Source organism: Paenibacillus sp. FSL R5-0623 (assembly GCF_037974265.1).
Lineage (GTDB): Bacteria > Bacillota > Bacilli > Paenibacillales > Paenibacillaceae > Paenibacillus.
On the sequence record NZ_CP150233.1, the window covers coordinates 2,405,287 to 2,422,253 of the forward strand.

At 44.6% G+C, this 16,967-nt stretch carries 21 protein-coding genes; all 21 read left to right on the forward strand.

Going from position 1 to position 16,967, the window contains the following annotated elements; all coding sequences use genetic code 11:
• Positions 1-31: 31 nt before the first annotated feature.
• The 21 genes from fliE (at position 32) to flhB (ending at position 16,943) form a co-directional block, all read left to right on the forward strand.
• The gene (gene fliE, locus MKY92_RS11020) at positions 32-343 is read left to right on the forward strand and encodes a flagellar hook-basal body complex protein FliE (RefSeq protein WP_017689190.1); all 312 of its coding nucleotides are present in this window, start codon (positions 32-34) and stop codon (positions 341-343) included.
• Between the two features lie 137 nt (positions 344-480).
• Positions 481-2,064, forward strand: a complete 1,584-nt coding sequence (gene fliF / locus MKY92_RS11025; RefSeq protein ID WP_076208903.1) for a flagellar basal-body MS-ring/collar protein FliF — start codon at positions 481-483, stop codon at positions 2,062-2,064.
• A gap of 11 nt (positions 2,065-2,075) precedes the next feature.
• Complete coding sequence (fliG, locus tag MKY92_RS11030) at positions 2,076-3,092, forward strand: flagellar motor switch protein FliG (RefSeq protein ID WP_036609368.1); 1,017 nt, start codon at positions 2,076-2,078, stop codon at positions 3,090-3,092.
• Entirely contained in the window at positions 3,085-3,948 is an 864-nt protein-coding gene (locus MKY92_RS11035; RefSeq protein ID WP_221824183.1) for a FliH/SctL family protein, read from the forward strand. The genes fliG and MKY92_RS11035 overlap by 8 nt, the downstream gene beginning before the upstream one ends.
• A complete protein-coding gene (fliI, locus tag MKY92_RS11040) occupies positions 3,935-5,254 on the forward strand; it encodes a flagellar protein export ATPase FliI (RefSeq protein ID WP_036609365.1) in 1,320 nt (439 codons plus the stop codon). The genes MKY92_RS11035 and fliI overlap by 14 nt, the downstream gene beginning before the upstream one ends.
• Positions 5,255-5,265: 11 nt before the next feature.
• Entirely contained in the window at positions 5,266-5,718 is a 453-nt protein-coding gene (gene fliJ, locus MKY92_RS11045) for a flagellar export protein FliJ (protein WP_076208901.1), read from the forward strand.
• A 43-nt stretch (positions 5,719-5,761) separates the two neighbouring features.
• Positions 5,762-6,703, forward strand: coding sequence for a DUF4088 family protein (locus MKY92_RS11050; protein ID WP_221824181.1), 942 nt, complete (start codon positions 5,762-5,764; stop codon positions 6,701-6,703).
• A 39-nt stretch (positions 6,704-6,742) separates the two neighbouring features.
• Positions 6,743-8,131, forward strand: coding sequence for a flagellar hook-length control protein FliK (locus MKY92_RS11055; RefSeq protein WP_339300674.1), 1,389 nt, complete (start codon positions 6,743-6,745; stop codon positions 8,129-8,131).
• A 19-nt stretch (positions 8,132-8,150) separates the two neighbouring features.
• Positions 8,151-8,708, forward strand: a complete 558-nt coding sequence (locus MKY92_RS11060; RefSeq protein WP_221824179.1) for a flagellar hook capping FlgD N-terminal domain-containing protein — start codon at positions 8,151-8,153, stop codon at positions 8,706-8,708.
• On the forward strand, positions 8,705-9,088 hold the full coding sequence (locus MKY92_RS11065; RefSeq protein WP_047842481.1) for a TIGR02530 family flagellar biosynthesis protein: 384 nt from the start codon (positions 8,705-8,707) through the stop codon (positions 9,086-9,088). The genes MKY92_RS11060 and MKY92_RS11065 overlap by 4 nt, the downstream gene beginning before the upstream one ends.
• A gap of 81 nt (positions 9,089-9,169) precedes the next feature.
• Positions 9,170-9,985 (forward strand): flagellar basal body rod protein FlgG, encoded by an 816-nt coding sequence (flgG, locus tag MKY92_RS11070; RefSeq protein WP_339300676.1) that lies wholly within the window; start codon positions 9,170-9,172, stop codon positions 9,983-9,985.
• A 69-nt stretch (positions 9,986-10,054) separates the two neighbouring features.
• Positions 10,055-10,276, forward strand: a complete 222-nt coding sequence (locus tag MKY92_RS11075; RefSeq protein ID WP_076208897.1) for a flagellar FlbD family protein — start codon at positions 10,055-10,057, stop codon at positions 10,274-10,276.
• The gene (locus MKY92_RS11080; RefSeq protein WP_211081647.1) at positions 10,276-10,737 is read left to right on the forward strand and encodes a flagellar basal body-associated FliL family protein; all 462 of its coding nucleotides are present in this window, start codon (positions 10,276-10,278) and stop codon (positions 10,735-10,737) included. Before MKY92_RS11075 ends, MKY92_RS11080 begins: the two co-directional genes overlap by 1 nt.
• Before the next feature lie 40 nt (positions 10,738-10,777).
• Positions 10,778-11,776: a flagellar motor switch protein FliM gene (gene fliM / locus MKY92_RS11085; RefSeq protein ID WP_339300679.1), complete on the forward strand. Its 999-nt coding sequence runs from the start codon at positions 10,778-10,780 to the stop codon at positions 11,774-11,776.
• Positions 11,766-13,049 (forward strand): flagellar motor switch phosphatase FliY, encoded by a 1,284-nt coding sequence (gene fliY / locus MKY92_RS11090; protein WP_339300681.1) that lies wholly within the window; start codon positions 11,766-11,768, stop codon positions 13,047-13,049. Before fliM ends, fliY begins: the two co-directional genes overlap by 11 nt.
• Before the next feature lie 28 nt (positions 13,050-13,077).
• Positions 13,078-13,443, forward strand: a complete 366-nt coding sequence (locus tag MKY92_RS11095) for a response regulator (RefSeq protein ID WP_017689175.1) — start codon at positions 13,078-13,080, stop codon at positions 13,441-13,443.
• 11 nt (positions 13,444-13,454) lie between these two features.
• Positions 13,455-13,991, forward strand: a complete 537-nt coding sequence (locus tag MKY92_RS11100; RefSeq protein ID WP_100529395.1) for a flagellar biosynthetic protein FliO — start codon at positions 13,455-13,457, stop codon at positions 13,989-13,991.
• Positions 13,988-14,743 (forward strand): flagellar type III secretion system pore protein FliP, encoded by a 756-nt coding sequence (gene fliP, locus MKY92_RS11105; RefSeq protein ID WP_036609355.1) that lies wholly within the window; start codon positions 13,988-13,990, stop codon positions 14,741-14,743. The genes MKY92_RS11100 and fliP overlap by 4 nt, the downstream gene beginning before the upstream one ends.
• A gap of 25 nt (positions 14,744-14,768) precedes the next feature.
• Positions 14,769-15,038 carry a flagellar biosynthesis protein FliQ gene (gene fliQ, locus MKY92_RS11110; protein ID WP_017689172.1) on the forward strand — a complete coding sequence of 90 codons (270 nt, stop codon included), beginning with the start codon at positions 14,769-14,771 and terminating at the stop codon, positions 15,036-15,038.
• A gap of 10 nt (positions 15,039-15,048) precedes the next feature.
• Positions 15,049-15,837, forward strand: coding sequence for a flagellar biosynthetic protein FliR (fliR, locus tag MKY92_RS11115; protein ID WP_036609353.1), 789 nt, complete (start codon positions 15,049-15,051; stop codon positions 15,835-15,837).
• Positions 15,838-15,860: 23 nt separating this feature from the next.
• Positions 15,861-16,943 (forward strand): flagellar biosynthesis protein FlhB, encoded by a 1,083-nt coding sequence (gene flhB / locus MKY92_RS11120; RefSeq protein ID WP_179088479.1) that lies wholly within the window; start codon positions 15,861-15,863, stop codon positions 16,941-16,943.
• Positions 16,944-16,967 lie beyond the last annotated feature (24 nt).

Here is a 16,967-nt window from a genome sequence, read left to right on the forward strand (position 1 = left end):
ATACAAACCAGGATGAAGGGGAGGGACATTAATGATTCAGAACAACATGTTTAGCACACAGGGGATACAACCGCTACAGATGAAGAGTGCAACCGAAAGTAAGCCTTCTACACCAGCCGAAACCATTCAGAGCTTCGGTACATACTTACAGAATGCATTAGGGTCCGTTGCAGCACAGGAGGCTCAATCGCATGAAATGTCGAATCAATTTTTGGTCGGCAAAGCGAATGTGGATCAAGTGATGATTGCTTCAGAACAGGCCTTGTTAAGCCTACAACTCACAACTCAAGTCCGAAACAAAGTGGTTGAAGCATACCAGGAAGTTATGCGAACGCAGTTATAAAACAACCTACTTGCGCTTCGATAGTAGCGCTGATCATTACAACAATGCAGCTGCGATGCTGCTCCTGATCGTCAACCTATGAAACGGCTGGGGTTGAGTAAGGACAGACTAAGCAAAGTTTCGGATGGGGTGACAGAGTGAATGAGAGAATCGCCCAGTACAGGGATAAGGCATCCCAGTATTGGAATAGTTTTAGCAAAAAGCAAAAAGTATTATTTATATCCACCTTCCTGTTTCTGATTTTGGCTGCAGTTGTGCTCACGATGCAATTGTCCAAGACGGAATATGAAGTTGCTTTTACAGATTTGAATGCAAGTGATTCAGCGGGCGTGATCAGTTATCTAGATTCATCTAGCATTCCATACAAATTAAGTTCAGATGGCAAGACCATATCCGTACCGAGTACAAGTGTTGCAATTGCAAAGGTCAATGTTGGATCTCAAGGGATTATTCAGAATGGTTCATTAGGGTATAAGTCATTCGAGGAGTCATCATCACCTATCGGGATGACAGATAAAGAGTTTGATGTAAAGTACAACAACGCTATAAACGGAGAAGTTGAACAGTTACTTCAGCGGATGCAAGGAATACAGGATGCTAAAGTACTCGTTAATATGCCGAAAGATAACATTTTTGCTGGTTTAGAAGAACAAGACAAAGCTTCAGCATCGGTAGCTCTCCAATTCAAACCGGGTTATCACCCAAATCAGGCAGCGGTAGATGGCTACTTTAACTTGGTTAAGACTGCAATTCCTAATCTGCCTGTTGAGAACATCACGATTACGAACACAGATGAAGCAGAATTGATTCCAACTGCCCGAGGTGGCAGTGGCGGGTTGTCTTCCGAAGTTCAAGAAAACATGGCATTACAGAAAAAGTTTGAAAACGATGTCCGGAATAACGTAAAGCAATTCCTTTCCCAGATTGTAGGGGAGGACAAAGTTAATGTTTTGGTAGCCTCCAAGCTTAATTTTGACAAAGAAACACGTAAGGAAAATCTGGTCACACCTGTTGATGTAGATAATATGAAAGGCATCGAGATCAGTGTGCAGGAGATTCAAAAGAGCTACACTGGCGCAAGCAACCCAACAGGTGGTGTTGCTGGCACAGGACAAGAGGAAGTTCCGGGTTACCCATCATCTGATGCAACCGGTAATTCTACCTCTGAAGAATCATCAAGCACTATAAACTACGATGTTAATCGAATCGCCAAGGATATCATTTCCAGTCCATATACTGTAAAAGACTTAACCATTAACGTTGCAGTTGAACCACCGAATGGAGAAACAGAATTACAGGGACCGGTTCAGGACGCAATTGAGAACATTTTGGTTAACATTGTTCGTGCTTCACTGGCAGACTCAGGCACTGTAATAAGTGACGCCGATCTGACAAAGAAAGTTTCAGTCATGTCACAAGGATTCCAGTCTGCCTCTGCAGACAATACAGGTTTCCAGCTCTCCTCAACGATGATGTGGGGTGGGGGCGCACTCATAGCGGCATTGATCGCAGCGGTAGTTATTTTGTTAGTACGCCGTCGCCGCAAACAAAACGAAGTCGAAGAAGAAGAGATTCCTCTTCCAATAGCAACAGAGTTCCCGTCCATTACGCTGGACAGTGTAACGAACGAAAGTCAGGTGCGCAAACAATTGGAGAGTTTGGCCAAGAAAAAGCCAGACGAATTCGTCAATCTGCTGCGTACATGGCTGGCTGACGAATAGAGGTGAGCGCATTGGCAAAGGCAAGCAGTCAAGGTTTGACTGGCAAACAAAAAGCAGCAATATTGTTGATTACATTAGGTCCGGAAGTATCGGCTCAGATCTTCAAACATCTGCGTGATGAGGAGATTGAGCAACTTACGTTGGAGATTGCCAACGTTCGCAAAGTTGATTCTTCCGAAAAGGATATGATCATGGCCGAGTTTCACCAGATCTGTCTGGCGCAGGAATATATCTCTCAGGGCGGTATCAATTACGCCAGAGAAATCCTGGAGAAAGCTCTGGGTTCATCAAAAGCACTTGAAGTCATTAATCGTTTGACAGCTACGCTGCAAGTCAGACCATTTGACTTTGCGCGCAAAGCAGATCCGAATCAAATTTTGAACTTTATTCAGAATGAAAGCCCGCAAACGATTGCCCTGGTTCTGTCTTACCTGCAATTCGAACAGGCAGCAGCGATTCTATCATCCTTGCCACAAGAGAAACAGGCAGATGTCGCTCGCCGGGTGGCTGTTATGGATAGTACTTCGCCAGAAGTTATCTCTCAAGTGGAGCGGGTTCTGGAACAGAAGTTATCTTCTACCGTAACGCAGGATTACACCAATGCGGGTGGTATCGAATCGATCGTTCAGATTCTGAACGGAGTCGATCGGGGTACAGAGCGTACCATTTTGGACTCGCTTGAAATTCAGGATCCAGAGCTTGCAGAGGAAATCAAAAAACGTATGTTTGTATTCGAAGATATCGTCAATGTGGATGATCGTTCGATCCAGCGTATTATCCGGGATATCGACAACGCAGATCTGCAACTCGCACTCAAGGTGGCAAGCGAAGAGGTTCGGGATGCTGTGTTCCGGAACATGTCGAAGCGGATGTCCGAAACATTCAAAGAAGAGATGGAGTTCATGGGGCCTGTGCGATTGCGTGATGTTGAGGAAGCTCAGACACGTATTGTAGGAACGATACGGAGATTGGAAGAAGCCGGTGAGATCATTATCGCACGCGGTGGAGGAGATGATATCATTGTCTAATTTGATTAAATCTTTCCAGTATGTACCGGTTGATGACCGCAAAAAACTTGAAAATCACCATCATTATGGTGGTGCTGAGGAGTCTGAAACGGAATTATACGGTGATAGTGCTGAAGGTTCTGAGGCAGAAACGCTTCAAGCACGCGTGGACGAAGAAACACAACGTCTTACCGCAGAAATGCTGGAAGATGCCAAGGAGTTTGCAGAAAAGCAAGTACGTGAAGCTTCAGAAGAGGCAGAGCGCATGCTTCAAGAGGCCCGTGAACAGATCGACAGCTGGTGGCAGGAACAACGACAACAGGATGAACATCTGACAGAAGCGCTACGTTCACAAGGTTTTCAACAGGGTTTTGATGAAGGCAAAGTACAAGCTGAACTGGATCTCCAGGTGCAGATCGAAAAGATGATGATTGAAGCCCAGGAAGTGCTCAAGGAAGCTTATGTAGCTAAAGATCAGATCATTCAGGAAGCTGAACCATTCCTCGTGGAGCTCGCTTGCGGGATCGCTGAGAAAGTCATTGATAAGCAACTTACCATTGAACCCGATCATACATTGGAACTGATTCGTCAGAGTTTGTCACGTAAACGGGAGCAGGGTTTGATCACACTCTGTGTGGCACCTGATCAGTTTACATTTGTACAGGCAGCTCGTGAAGAATTGTCTCTGTCTATTGACTCTCAGGCAGAATTGCAAATTTTGCCTGATTCAACGGTCAAAGATAAGGGATGTGTCATTCGTTCTTCGTTTGGAAGTGTAGATGCGAGAATTGATACACAGCTTGCTGAGATTAAAAAAGAACTGGTCCGCATAGCACTTGAGGATGAGGAGCGAAGAAATCAACATGAAGGTTCTTAGTTCACAGCGATATATGGAACATTTGCGCCAATTCGATCCTGTTCGTATTAACGGAAAAGTTACTCAGGTCATTGGTCTTATGGTGGAGTCAGAAGGGCCAGATGCAAGTATCGGTGACGTATGTTATATCTATCCTGGTAAATCGGCCAAGCCTCTTCAAGCCGAAGTTGTTGGGTTTCGAGATAACAAAGTGCTGCTTATGCCACTGGGTGAACTTCAATCGATCGGCCCTGGTTGTGATGTAGTAGGTACGGGTAAGCCACTTGGTGTTCAGGTAGGCTCCGAATTACTCGGTAAAGTATTGGACGGACTTGGACAACCGTTGGACGGTTCCCTCCTTCCATCCAGAATGCCGATGTATTCTACCTCCAATACTCCGGTCAATCCAATGGATCGTCCACGTGTACTTGAAACGATGGGTGTTGGTGTAAGGGCTATCGATGGATTGCTGACCGTAGGTAAGGGACAGCGTGTGGGTATTTTTGCCGGTTCTGGTGTTGGTAAGAGTACTTTGATGGGCATGATCGCTCGTAATACCGCGGCGGATGTCAATGTCATCGCGCTTGTAGGTGAGCGTGGACGTGAGGTTCGCGACTTTATTGAACGGGATCTGGGTCCGGAAGGATTGGAACGTTCCGTAGTCATTGTTGCAACATCAGATCAGCCCGCCCTGATTCGGATTAAGGGAGCAGTTATTGCAACCACCATTGCAGAGTATTTCCGAGATCGTGGAATGAACGTGATGCTTATGATGGATTCGGTTACTCGATATGCGATGGCTCAAAGGGAAGTCGGTTTGGCTGTAGGTGAACCTCCGGCAATGAGAGGATATACGCCATCGGTATTTGCGAGTTTACCCAAACTGCTTGAACGGGCAGGTACAGGGCCTACGGGTTCGATTACAGCCTTTTATACCGTTCTGGTTGATGGGGATGACATGAACGAACCGATCGCCGATGCGGTGAGGGGTATATTGGATGGCCACATTGTGTTAAACCGATCCATTGCGAATAAAGGTCATTTTCCAGCGATTGATGTACTTGCCAGTATAAGTCGTGTCATGAAGGATATTGCTCCGGAAGAGCAGCTGGAAGCCGTTAATAATATGAAACGTTTGATGGCTGTGTACAAAGAGTCGGAGGATTTGATCAATATTGGAGCTTACCAGCGGGGATCAAATGCAGCGATTGATGAATCCATAGACCAGATTGATAGTATATGGAACTTTACCAAGCAGAAAGTCGACGAGAAAGTCACCTTAAGTGAAGTGCAGGAACGTTTGATTCTTGAATTTGCAAGGAGATGAATGGTTAAGCGATGAAATTTCGATATCATTTCCAGAAAGTTGTTGACCTGAAGAGTAATGAAAAAACACAGGCAGAGTGGATGTTATCCACAGCGATCGGTAAACTTCAGACGGAGGAAGAGCATCTGATACAACTTCTGAACGATAGAAATAACCTGGTCGGGATTATCCAATCTGCTACGGAAAATACAGCGTCTGTAAACAGTCTGCAGGAGATGCAGCGATATGTACATCATCTTGACGAGTGCATTTCACGTAAAAACAATGATGTTAAACATGCTCAGGTCAATGTGCAGCGGAATCAGACGTTTCTGAACGGTAAGATGGTTGATGAAAAAGTATGGCTTGGAGCGAGAGACAAGGCCAAGATCAAATTTCAGCAGGATATGCTCCTCCGGGAACAGAACGATCTGGACGAGATGGCTACTGTACGCTTCGCTGCCAAAGCCGGACGCGCGAATTGATGTGAGCCGGACGCGAAGTTGTCTCGTGAAGGAGGAATGAACGATGGCTGTTAAAGACGATAGCGACATGGAAAAAGAATCGGGAGGCGGCTGGGAAAAATTTCTCATGATTTCCATCCCGATTGTATTCACCGTAGTATTGCTGGGCGTATTGCTTACGCTTTTTAATGTAGATATTCGTAATAATTTGTTCGAATTCGCCAACAAGATCCCGGTAGTTAAGGAATGGGTACCTGATCCTGTGCTGGACCCTGAGAAAGATAAGCTGGAGAAAAGTGAGCAGCAGGTTGAAAGTGCTGAAGCCACAATCGAAAAGCTGAAATCCCAAGTAACTGCCAAAGAAACAGAACTTAAGGCAGCACAGGAAGCGACAACAACTGAAGCGAAGAAGGCCACGGACCTTCAGAAGAAGTTGGATGATGCGGAAAAAGCGGCTGAAACAGCTACGGCAGCAACGCCAGAAACGGAATCCGATTATCAAAAGCAAATCAAAGATTTAGCTAAAATGTATGCGGACATGAGCCCAAGCAAAGCTGCACCGATTTTGCAAAATATGACGAATGAGGAGATGGTATTGTTGTTGAATGCCATGCAGTCATCTGCTCGGACCAAGGTGCTTGAAAAGATGGACCCGAAAACAGCAGCCGATGTCACCATGATGATGAAGGATGCCAAACCGTCCGGGGATCTGGCGCTGGATGCGCTGCAATCCAGATTGAAGAAAGAAACCGCAGCAACTTCAACTGCATCCACAACCACAAGCAAAAACCTGGATAAAAACCAGCTTAGTCAAACATTTGCTTCGATGTCTGCTTCAAGTGGTGCCAAGCTATTATTGGAAACATACAAGCTAAGTCCTGACAAAACATTGACCATCCTGAATTCAGTAGATGATGCAACACGCTCTCAATTGCTTGAGAACATGTCTTCAGAGGACTCGGTTGAAACTGCAAAAATTTTGAACAAATTAATGGGCAACAAGTAGAACTGATTACACTGTAGAACCGAGAGGAGGTGAAAATAAATGTCGATTGTATATCAAATGGCATCCACAGCATCTGCAAAAGCAACAGGGGCAGTTCAGATAACCGGAGCACAAGCGAAAGGTTCGGCTGCAGGTGCTAGCGGTGAATTTCTCCAAACTCTTGCACAATCGTTATCTGGAGGAAACACAGAAGGTGATAGTTCAAGCGCTACTGGAAGCTTAACTGCCAATCCGTTGGTGTTTTCCTTTGCTACAAATGAAGAAGGAGAAGCGGCATCAATCACAGCTATACTGAATTCGTTGTTCACGGACTTGGATTCACTTGACGAAGCTTTGGAAAATGACCCAGCTCTACTTGCAGGTTTGCAAACTCTGATTCAACAGCTGTATACACAATTAAGTAAACCTTCAGGTACTAATGCAGAAGGTTCCGACGAGTCTTCGAACGGAGCGGAAAGCGCAAAAACAGTACCCGCAATTGAACTGTCGCAGCATCCGGCAGCAGTACGTTTTGTTCTGCAAGATATGCTTACACAATTAGTAGCTGGAATGAATGAACCTGAGAGTAATGTTGCGAAGAACGCTCCTGAATTCAAACATCTGTTACAATCTCTGCAGAGTCAGCTTCAAGAGGCTGGAGTGGATACCACTAGTAACAAAGGATGGACTGAACTGAAATCCATACTGGATACATTGACTGCAGTTAAGGATCAGACTGCACAAGTCGCTACAAGTACTTCGCTTCAAACATCTAAACAGGATTCTGTTGTGCCACAAGTTATTGTTGCGGCAGTGGCGAATTCTGGAACCCAGGTGAAAGCTGAGGCTGAGACAACATCTGCTTCAAATGCAGGTGGAGAAGCGGAACACTCAACCATCATTACTGCAGGAGAGCTGTCTTTGCGTTCATCAGGTACAACAGCAGGAAAGCCGGCTGAACCTGTAATGCAAACATCACAGTTTGCCAAGGAAATGACACAGTTTGTTGTTAACAAGCTGGATATTGTCCAGCAAAAAGGATTTTCCGAGGCGACCATCTCACTTCGGCCTGAGCATTTAGGTAAGTTGGACGTTCAAATTACCATGCAGAACGGGCAGTTGGTTGCACGGTTTATGACTGAACATACGATGGCTAAAGACATGCTTGAACAACAAATGACGCAGCTACGTTCTTCACTTCAAGCCCAGGGAATTCAAGTGGAACGACTTGAGGTTACTCAGAACAGTTCAATCGGATCACAGATGTATCAGGACGGAGGCCGTCAGCCGGGAAGTAATTCTCAGCAACAACGCCGTTCGCGTGAGCGTGAGGAACAATCGGATGATGCTATAGCTACAGCAGGAATTCAAGAAGAATTGCGTAACTGGCGTAGCGAGCAAGTCGAAGGAAATGAATTACAGAGAGATACATTTAGTGCTAAGGCTTAAACAGAAATGAGGTGAGCAAATGGCTAATGAAATTGTTTCAACGAATAATACCTGGCCGAACTATTCGGCAGCCAATAAAGCAACCACAAGTGCTGCAACAAAAGAATTGGGTAAAGATCAGTTTCTAAAAATCCTGATTACCCAGCTGCAAAATCAAGACCCGATGCAGCCGATGGAGGATAAGGAATTTATCGCTCAAATGGCACAGTTCAGCTCAGTGGAACAACTGGTCAATATTTCTACCCAGCTTAAAACATTGAACCAGTCACTTGGTGCTGTATCCGGCATGATTGGCATGGAGGTAAGTTGGCTTTCTTCTAATAAAGATGATAACGGAACTCTTCGCCAGGGTATTGTAGATTCCATTATTGTGAGAGATAGCGTTCAATACGCAAAAGTGGGCAAAGACGAGATTAAGCTGGATGAGATCATTCAGGTGAATTATCCAAAACAGGCAGAAGAGAGTCAAACTCCGGTACAGAACGTTCAGGATGTAACCCCTGAAACGAACGAGAGCCAGCCAGTTGAATCATCCACTGAAACGGGTGACACGGAAGATAGCGGGAAAACGATATGAGTGATCGTATAACGGTTGGACAATTATATGCAGGCCCAATTACACCGAATATGCTTCAAAGACCCAAAACGGGAGAAGCTTCGGCCATACCCGAAAAACCTTTTGCAAAGGTGCTGGAAGATAATCTTCTGAAATTGAGCAATCATGCTGCCAAACGATTGGAACAGCGTGGCATTGAGCTCAAGACCGAGCAAATGGAACAGATTGGTTCTGCTTTGGACAAAGCTGCTGCCAAAGGAGCCAAAGAGTCATTGATTTTAATGCAGGATATGGCTTTTATCGTCAATGTCAAAAATCGTACTGTGGTTACAGCTATGGATAGTGAGAGCATGAAGGATAATGTGTTCACTCAGATTGATAGTGCCGTAATCATTTCTTGACCGGCTGGCCCTTCTCGGGAGCCGGAATGCCGCTGACCGATTGATGCGGTAACCAAATGAAGACTGGGAGGATTTTTAAAAATGATAAAATCAATGTACTCAGGCGTTTCCGGGATGCGGGGTTTCCAAACAAAACTCGACGTAATTGGTAACAATATTGCGAACGTAAACACGGTTGGCTTCAAAGGCAGTCGGGTTATGTTCAAAGATATTATGAGCCAAACAACGGCAGGGGTAACTGCCCCTGGCGATGCAAGTGGTGGTGTCAATGCGAAACAAATCGGTCTTGGTGTAACGGTAGGTTCAATTGATACGCTGCATCTGGCAGGTAGCCCAATGACAACGAATAATCCAACAGATCTTCGGATTAATGGAGATGGATTCTTCTTGGTACGTTTGAGTGAAGATCAGGAAGTACCTTACCTGACTCGTGCAGGGGATTTCCATGTGGATGCTGCACGTAACCTTTTGACTTCGGATGGATTGTTTGTTCTGGATAACGGTGGTGGAAATATTACGATACCGGATGATGTTGTTTCCTTCACAATAGGTCAGAATGGAACAATTAACCAAACCATGGCAGACGGAACCATCGAAGCGGGTCCACAGATTGGAATAGGTAAAGTTGTCAATCCAGAAGGCCTTGAGAAAATTGGGGGCAACTTGTACCGTATGACAGCAAACGCGAATCCGGATGGGGCGCTGGAACCATTAACAGCGAACAGTGCTGAGGACGGAACAGGAGCAATCATTGCTGGACAGCTCGAGATGTCTAACGTGGATTTGACAGGAGAGTTTACTGAGATGATCGTAGCTCAACGTGGATTCCAGGCAAACTCCCGGATCATTACAACGTCGGATGAAATACTTCAGGAAGTTGTTAACCTGAAACGTTAATAGCTGATTAAATGAATTTTTAAAACGTGGGGGAGCTTGCTCCTCCCACTCTGATCAAGGGGGCTTAGCATGATTTCGGTTACGCGGTTAAATGGTTCTCCCATGTGGTTAAATGCGCTGATGGTTGAAATTGTGGAAGAGACGCCGGATACGTATATTACTCTGGTAACTGGAAAGAGACTGATTGTGCTTGAAAAAGCCGATGACGTTATTTCCAAGATTAAAGATTACAACCGTGAAATCGGGGTTCAGGCAGCCACTATTAAAGTGCAGCAAACGGAGGAATCCTGATGAAAAAAATGATGCCCTGGCTTGCAACAATGTTGCTGGCGATAACACTCATTGTGGTGGTTGTGTTTGTATTTATGCAAGGACAGAACGGGAATAAGGACGACACACATACGGCGGCAGCTTCAGAAGCCAAGAAGATGACTGCGGATGAGATTGTAGAGGTTTCTTCTGAGCTTGGAGAAATTAAAACCAATTTGGCTGATACGGATCATGTTGTAGTTGTCAGCTTTTCATTCAAGTTGACTGACAAAACTGCAAAAGAAGATTTTGAGAAAATCAAAGAAATTGTTGTAAAACCAATCATTATTCAGACGCTTGCAGATACGAAGTCTGAGGAACTGGCTACAGCGAAGGGCCGGATATTATTTAACGAGAAATTAACCGGTCTTATTAATGAAGCTTTACCAGAAGGTAATCTAAGTAGTACGAGCTTTTCATCCATTGTGATAGCAACGATGTAAATGAACAGAACATGCTGTAGACCTGTAAGGGGGTGAGAACATGGTGGATGTATTATCACAAAATGAGATTGACGCCCTATTAGCAGCCCTTTCTTCTGGTGAAATGGACGCAGAAGAATTGAAGAAGGAAGAAACTCAGAAGAAAATTAGATCGTACGATTTTAAGCGGGCAGTGCGTTTTTCCAAAGACCATATCAGAAGCTTGACTCGTATTCACGAAAACTTTGCACGCTTTCTCACCACTTATTTTTCAGCCCAACTGCGGACGTTCGTTCAAATCAATGTCGTTCAGGTCGAACAGTTGCCTTATGATGAGTTTATCCGTTCTATTCCTAAGATGACGATATTGAACATTTTTGAAGCGGAGCCACTACAGGGACGAATGGTGATGGAAGTCCATCCAAACGTGGGATATGCGATGTTGGATCGCCTTCTTGGTGGAAACGGGAGTGCTCCAACAAAGATTGCATCCATGACGGAGATTGAAACGACCATTATGGAACGAATATTCAGTCGTGCATTTGAAAGTTTGCAAGAGGCATGGAAGACCGTGTTGGATATTACCCCGAGGATGGAAGCGCTCGAGACCAATCCGCAATTTATGCAGATTGTATCTCCCAATGAGACCATTGCTCTGATCTCGCTCAGTACGAAAATTGGTGACACGACAGGCATGATCAATCTATGTATACCACATGTCGTTCTTGAACCTATTATGTCACGGTTGTCAACTCATCAGTGGTTTGTTTCGGAGAAGAAAACAAGAGCTCCTGAGGAGTATGATGCTCTAAAAGAGCGTGTGAACAAAGCCAAGTTACCCATCGTTGCGGAATTGGGAGAATCGAGAATTTCAATTGCAGAATTTCTGGGTCTGTCCGTTGGCGATGTCATTACGTTGAACAAACCAGTTGATGAGGGACTTTCCATTAAAGTGGGTGACAAATTGAAATACATGGGCAGTCCGGGGACAATCAAAGACCGTGTGGCTGTGCAAATAGACGAGATTGTCACCGAAGGAGTTGAAGAATTTGACGAGTAAGGATTATTTATCCCAAGAAGAAATCGATGCTTTGCTCAGGCAATCGGAATCGATAAACAGCTCGGAACCCGCCGAAAAAACGGTTGATGATTTTTTGACCGAGCTGGAGCAGGATGCCTTGGGGGAGATTGGTAACATTACATTTGGTAGCGCGGCAACAGCCTTATCCACGCTATTAGGCCTCAAAGTAGATATTACAACACCTAAAGTTTCTATCATTAGTCGAACGCAGTTTGAAGAAGCTTTTCCTAAGCCGCATGTTGCCGTTCATGTGAATTACGTGGATGGATTCGAAGGCATTAACTCACTTGTTATCAAGAAGAGAGATGCTCAAGTCATCGCTGATTTGATGCTGGGTGGCGAAGGAAATCCGGTCGATGAAGAACTGAATGAAATCCATATTAGTGCGGTACAGGAAGCGATGAACCAGATGATGGGTTCCTCTGCAACCTCAATGTCCACGATCTTTAATCGTTTTGTGAATATTTCCCCTCCGGGTATCGATATTCTCAATCTGGAGAGTGGAGAGGGTGTAAGTAATCTTCCAGCAGATGAGACGCTCATCCAGGTTTCATTTCGCTTGTTAATCGGGGATCTGATCGATTCCAATCTGATGCAGTTGCTACCAGTGCATTTTGCCAAAAGCATGGTAGATATGCTGATTGGAGGCGCTCAGGAGTCAACTGCCAGCGCACCAGTGGCATCAACACCTGAACCTGCGCCAGTAGCTGTACCAGCAACGCCACCACCGGTTGCGGAGCAGCCGCCCGTTCAGCACCAACAGGCTCCACAGGCTCCACAGGCTCCACAACAGCCTGCTCAGGACTATAACGGATATGGACAGGCCCCGATGGGTATGCCTCAAGGAATGCCGCCACAGCAGCCGTATGGCATGCCACCGCAGCAACCTTATGGTGCACCTCAACATTACGGTGGAATGCCAAATAGGAATGTCAACGTACAACCAGTTCAATTCGCCAATTTGCAAAATGGCGCGTATGGTCAGGTAGACGAAAACAATTTGAATTTATTGATGGACATTCCCCTTAAAGTCACCGTAGAATTAGGAAGGACCCAGAAGCAAATTAAAGATATTTTGGAACTGTCACAGGGTTCGATTGTCGAACTGGATAAGTTAGCCGGGGAACCTGTCGATATTTTGGTGAATAACAAACTGATCGCCAAGGGAGAAGTTGTCGTTATTGATGAAAACTTTGGTGTTCGTGTTATAGATATCGTTAGCCAATGGGACCGAATTCAGAAATTACAATAAGCACAATTTAGGGAGGACTTGAATCAAGATGGCAAACCGAATTTTAGTCGTAGACGACGCTGCATTTATGAGAATGATGATCCGGGACATTTTGTCCAAAAATGGATATGAGGTTGTTGGTGAGGCACAGGATGGCTCACAAGCAATTGAGAAATTTAAAGAGCTTCGTCCGGATCTGATCACAATGGATATTACGATGCCTGAGATGGATGGCATTGCAGCTTTGAAAGAAATTAAGAAGATTGATGCTAACGCTAAAGTAATTATGTGCTCCGCGATGGGTCAACAAGCGATGGTAATCGACGCTATTCAAGCAGGTGCCAAAGACTTTATCGTTAAACCGTTCCAATCTGACCGGGTTATCGAAGCGATCAGCAAGACACTGGGCGTTTAAGAGACATGATGATGGCTCAGGGTGATATTCCAGGAGGAGCTGGCGTGGGAAGTAATTATTATTTACAGCTTGTATGGGTGATTGTTGTCCTGGCCGTCATCCTGGCCCTTATTGTTTATCTGATCCGTTTCTTAAACAAACGGAATCAGCAAATGTTCCGGCACGGCACAATTCGTACCCTGGGCGGAGTTGGACTGGGGCAAAACAAGTCGTTGCAAATTATGGAAATTGGTGGATGTGTATATCTGCTTGGTGTAGGTGAAGACATCCAGTTGATAGATAAGGTTTCGGATCTGGAAGAGGCCCAAAGAATCATTGATTCCTTCGAACGAGATGCTGCTGCTCAACAAGGAAATCTCTCACCTCTCATTGCCAAGCTCACAAAACGTTTCCGTAAAGAAGAACCGCCGCGGGAAATGGAACTAGAGGACACAACTTCTTTTCACGAAATGTTTGAATCCAAACTTCGGCAGATGCCTAACCGTAAAGAGAAGATGGAAAAGCTCCTGGATAAAGACAATACTACAGATCGGTCGAGGGATTCATGAAGAAAAAGATTTGGTTAGCGTGTTGTTTATTAGGACTTATCAGTCTGGCATCTGTAACGGTTGCCTTTGCCGAACCCATTCCGAATATTGATATTCAGATTGGAAACGGTGATGGAGGAACACCAAGCACAAGTTCACTGTCCATCATTCTGTTAATTACGGTGCTTAGTATTGCTCCAGCAATGCTTGTACTGATGACCAGTTTTACTCGGATTGTGATTGTGCTCGGTTTTATACGTACATCTTTGGGTACACAACAAATGCCACCCAATCAGGTGCTGGTCGGTTTGGCGCTATTTCTGACACTTTTCATTATGTCGCCAACGTTGTCTTCCATAAATCAGGTAGCGCTTCAGCCCTATCTCCAGGGAGAGCTTACGCAAACCGAGGCACTTGAAAAAGCAGCGGATCCCATGAAGAAATTTATGTTTAGTCACACCAGAGAAAAAGATCTTCTGCTGTTTATGAAGTACAATCAGACTGAACAACCAAAGACCTATCAGGATATTCCAATTACTGTTATGGTGCCGGCATATGTAATCAGTGAGTTGAAGACAGCATTCCAGATGGGGTTTATGATTTTTATTCCGTTTCTGGTTATAGACATTGTTGTCGCGAGTACACTCATGGCAATGGGGATGATGATGCTTCCGCCGGTCATGATCTCATTACCTTTCAAAATACTGCTCTTTGTCCTTGTGGACGGGTGGTACCTGGTAGTCAAGTCACTGTTACTGAGTTTTAACACTTGATCCGGAAAGTTAAAGGAGGACGGTCATGACTTCGGAATTTATTATCGGTCTGGCCGGGAAAGCGGTATATACGTCATTGCTGGCCAGTGCACCCATGCTTATACTAGCTCTGGTTGTAGGACTTGCAATCAGTATTTTTCAAGCGACAACTCAAATTCAGGAACAAACATTAGCTTTTGTACCCAAGATTGTTGCCGTACTTCTGTCAGTACTTTTGTTTGGACCTTGGATCTTAAATATCTTGGTCGATTTTACGTTTAACATTCTCGATAATCTATACAGATACATAGGGTAGGCTTTAGCAGATGGAGACATTGTTGCAAAGTTTCCCTGTCGCTCTGCTTATGTTTTGTCGAATCACATCATTTTTTGTAACTGCACCAGTTTTTTCGGCTCGAAATGTGCCGGCTTCAGTTAAAATTGGTATCTCTGCATTTGTCACATTATCTGTCTATCTGATCTATGGAATAGACCAGACCGTGCCTACAGACCTGAGCTATGTCTTATTGATCATCAGAGAGATATTAATTGGCCTGCTTTTAGGTTTTGTGGCTTATCTGTTGATGACGGCTGTTCAGACTGCGGGGACCTTTATCGATCTACAGATCGGTTTTGGTATGGCTAATGTATATGATCCAATGACAGGTGCTTCAGCTCCACTTACGGGTAACTTGAAGTATGCATTTGCAATGCTTCTGTTTCTGACGATGAATGGACACCATTATTTGCTGGATGCGATAGTTTACAGTTACCGGTGGGTACCATTATCGAATGTGTTTTTCCTACGGTTGGCAGATGGAAGTATTGCTGAATTTTTGATTCAGACCTTAGGGCAATCATTTATGCTGGCTTTTCAGATGTCGGCTCCAATTGTAGTTGCGTTGTTTTTGACGGATGTTGGATTGGGCTTTTTGGCCAAAACTGCTCCTCAATTTAATGTATTTGCAGTTGGCTTGCCGCTTAAGTTACTCGTTGGTCTTGCTATTTTGCTTTTGCTGGTTCCCAGTTTCTCCTTTGTATTTAGTCAATTGTTCGAAGCGATATTCAGATCGATGGAAAAATTGCTTGGAACCATTGGACAAAGGCCCGGCTGAGTGAAACGGAGGAAAAGACACGGATGAAACTTCAACTCGACCTCCAGTTGTTTTCAGGGGAGAAGACGGAGAAAGCTACCCCGAAAAAGAGACAGGATACACGAAAAAAAGGACAGGTTGTAAAAAGTGCTGAACTATCTGGCGCATCCATTCTCCTAATCGCGTTTTTGATCATGATGGTATTCAGCAATTTCTATAAAGAACGTATAGTTCGTCTGTTTACAGATATCTTTATCAATCGATTGAGTATGGATATCACCGGAGAGAATGTGATGGCGCTAATGATGCGCTATGGCATTGAAGTTTTGTTATTGATCGCTCCCGTTTTGCTGGGTGCGTTATTGGTTGCTTTGATCGTTAACTACATGCAAGTTGGTTTTCTTCTTGTAGGGGAAGGTTTGAAGCCAAAACTTGAGAAACTGGACCCGATTAAAGGTTTCAAAAATATATTCTCTCTCCGCTCATTAGTGGAATTTGCTAAATCCATTTTGAAAATGTCGATTATCGGTTATCTCGTTTACAGTACAATTAAGGGCTACCAGTCAGATATTGCTTCACTTTCTCATTTTTCATTGGATGCTATTTTACATTTTGCTGCGTCGATCACTTTAAGTCTTGGTATCAAGATTGCAGTGGCATTAATGATACTTGCGATATTTGATTACATGTATCAGAAGTATGACCATGAGAAGAAGATTCGCATGTCCAAGCAGGACATTAAGGATGAGTACAAGAAAATGGAAGGCGATCCGCTGATCAAAGGTAAAATCCGGGAACGTCAGCGTCGTATGGCAATGCAGCGTATGATGCAGGAAGTGCCGAATGCGGATGTAATCATCACGAACCCGACCCACTTCGCGGTTGCGCTAAAGTATGAAGGTTCCGAGATGGAGGCACCGCAGATTATTGCCAAAGGTCAGGATTATGTCGCCTTGCGTATTAAGGAAATTGCCAAAGAAAACGGTGTTATTACGATGGAAAACAAGCCGTTAGCACGAGCATTGTTCCAGAGAGCCGAGATTGGTGACGCTATACCGGCCGATTTGTTTCAAGCGGTAGCCGAAGTGCTGGCTTATGTATATAAACTAAAGGGCAGAACGAAATAAAAGGGGATCGGAGGCCGTACATTC

Excerpts from the sequence above, each read along its gene's own strand:
- fliE (WP_017689190.1), top strand. The coding sequence starts at position 32 with ATGATTCAGAACAACATGTTTAGCACACAGGGGATACAACCGCTACAG.
- fliI (WP_036609365.1), top strand. The coding sequence starts at position 3,935 with ATGAAGGTTCTTAGTTCACAGCGATATATGGAACATTTGCGCCAATTC.
- fliJ (WP_076208901.1), top strand. The coding sequence starts at position 5,266 with ATGAAATTTCGATATCATTTCCAGAAAGTTGTTGACCTGAAGAGTAAT.
- MKY92_RS11050 (WP_221824181.1), top strand. The coding sequence starts at position 5,762 with ATGGCTGTTAAAGACGATAGCGACATGGAAAAAGAATCGGGAGGCGGC.
- MKY92_RS11055 (WP_339300674.1), top strand. The coding sequence starts at position 6,743 with ATGTCGATTGTATATCAAATGGCATCCACAGCATCTGCAAAAGCAACA.
- MKY92_RS11060 (WP_221824179.1), top strand. The coding sequence starts at position 8,151 with ATGGCTAATGAAATTGTTTCAACGAATAATACCTGGCCGAACTATTCG.
- MKY92_RS11065 (WP_047842481.1), top strand. The coding sequence starts at position 8,705 with ATGAGTGATCGTATAACGGTTGGACAATTATATGCAGGCCCAATTACA.
- flgG (WP_339300676.1), top strand. The coding sequence starts at position 9,170 with ATGATAAAATCAATGTACTCAGGCGTTTCCGGGATGCGGGGTTTCCAA.
- MKY92_RS11075 (WP_076208897.1), top strand. The coding sequence starts at position 10,055 with ATGATTTCGGTTACGCGGTTAAATGGTTCTCCCATGTGGTTAAATGCG.
- MKY92_RS11080 (WP_211081647.1), top strand. The coding sequence starts at position 10,276 with ATGAAAAAAATGATGCCCTGGCTTGCAACAATGTTGCTGGCGATAACA.
- fliM (WP_339300679.1), top strand. The coding sequence starts at position 10,778 with ATGGTGGATGTATTATCACAAAATGAGATTGACGCCCTATTAGCAGCC.
- MKY92_RS11095 (WP_017689175.1), top strand. The coding sequence starts at position 13,078 with ATGGCAAACCGAATTTTAGTCGTAGACGACGCTGCATTTATGAGAATG.
- MKY92_RS11100 (WP_100529395.1), top strand. The coding sequence starts at position 13,455 with ATGGCTCAGGGTGATATTCCAGGAGGAGCTGGCGTGGGAAGTAATTAT.
- fliP (WP_036609355.1), top strand. The coding sequence starts at position 13,988 with ATGAAGAAAAAGATTTGGTTAGCGTGTTGTTTATTAGGACTTATCAGT.
- fliQ (WP_017689172.1), top strand. The coding sequence starts at position 14,769 with ATGACTTCGGAATTTATTATCGGTCTGGCCGGGAAAGCGGTATATACG.
- fliR (WP_036609353.1), top strand. The coding sequence starts at position 15,049 with ATGGAGACATTGTTGCAAAGTTTCCCTGTCGCTCTGCTTATGTTTTGT.
- flhB (WP_179088479.1), top strand. The coding sequence starts at position 15,861 with ATGAAACTTCAACTCGACCTCCAGTTGTTTTCAGGGGAGAAGACGGAG.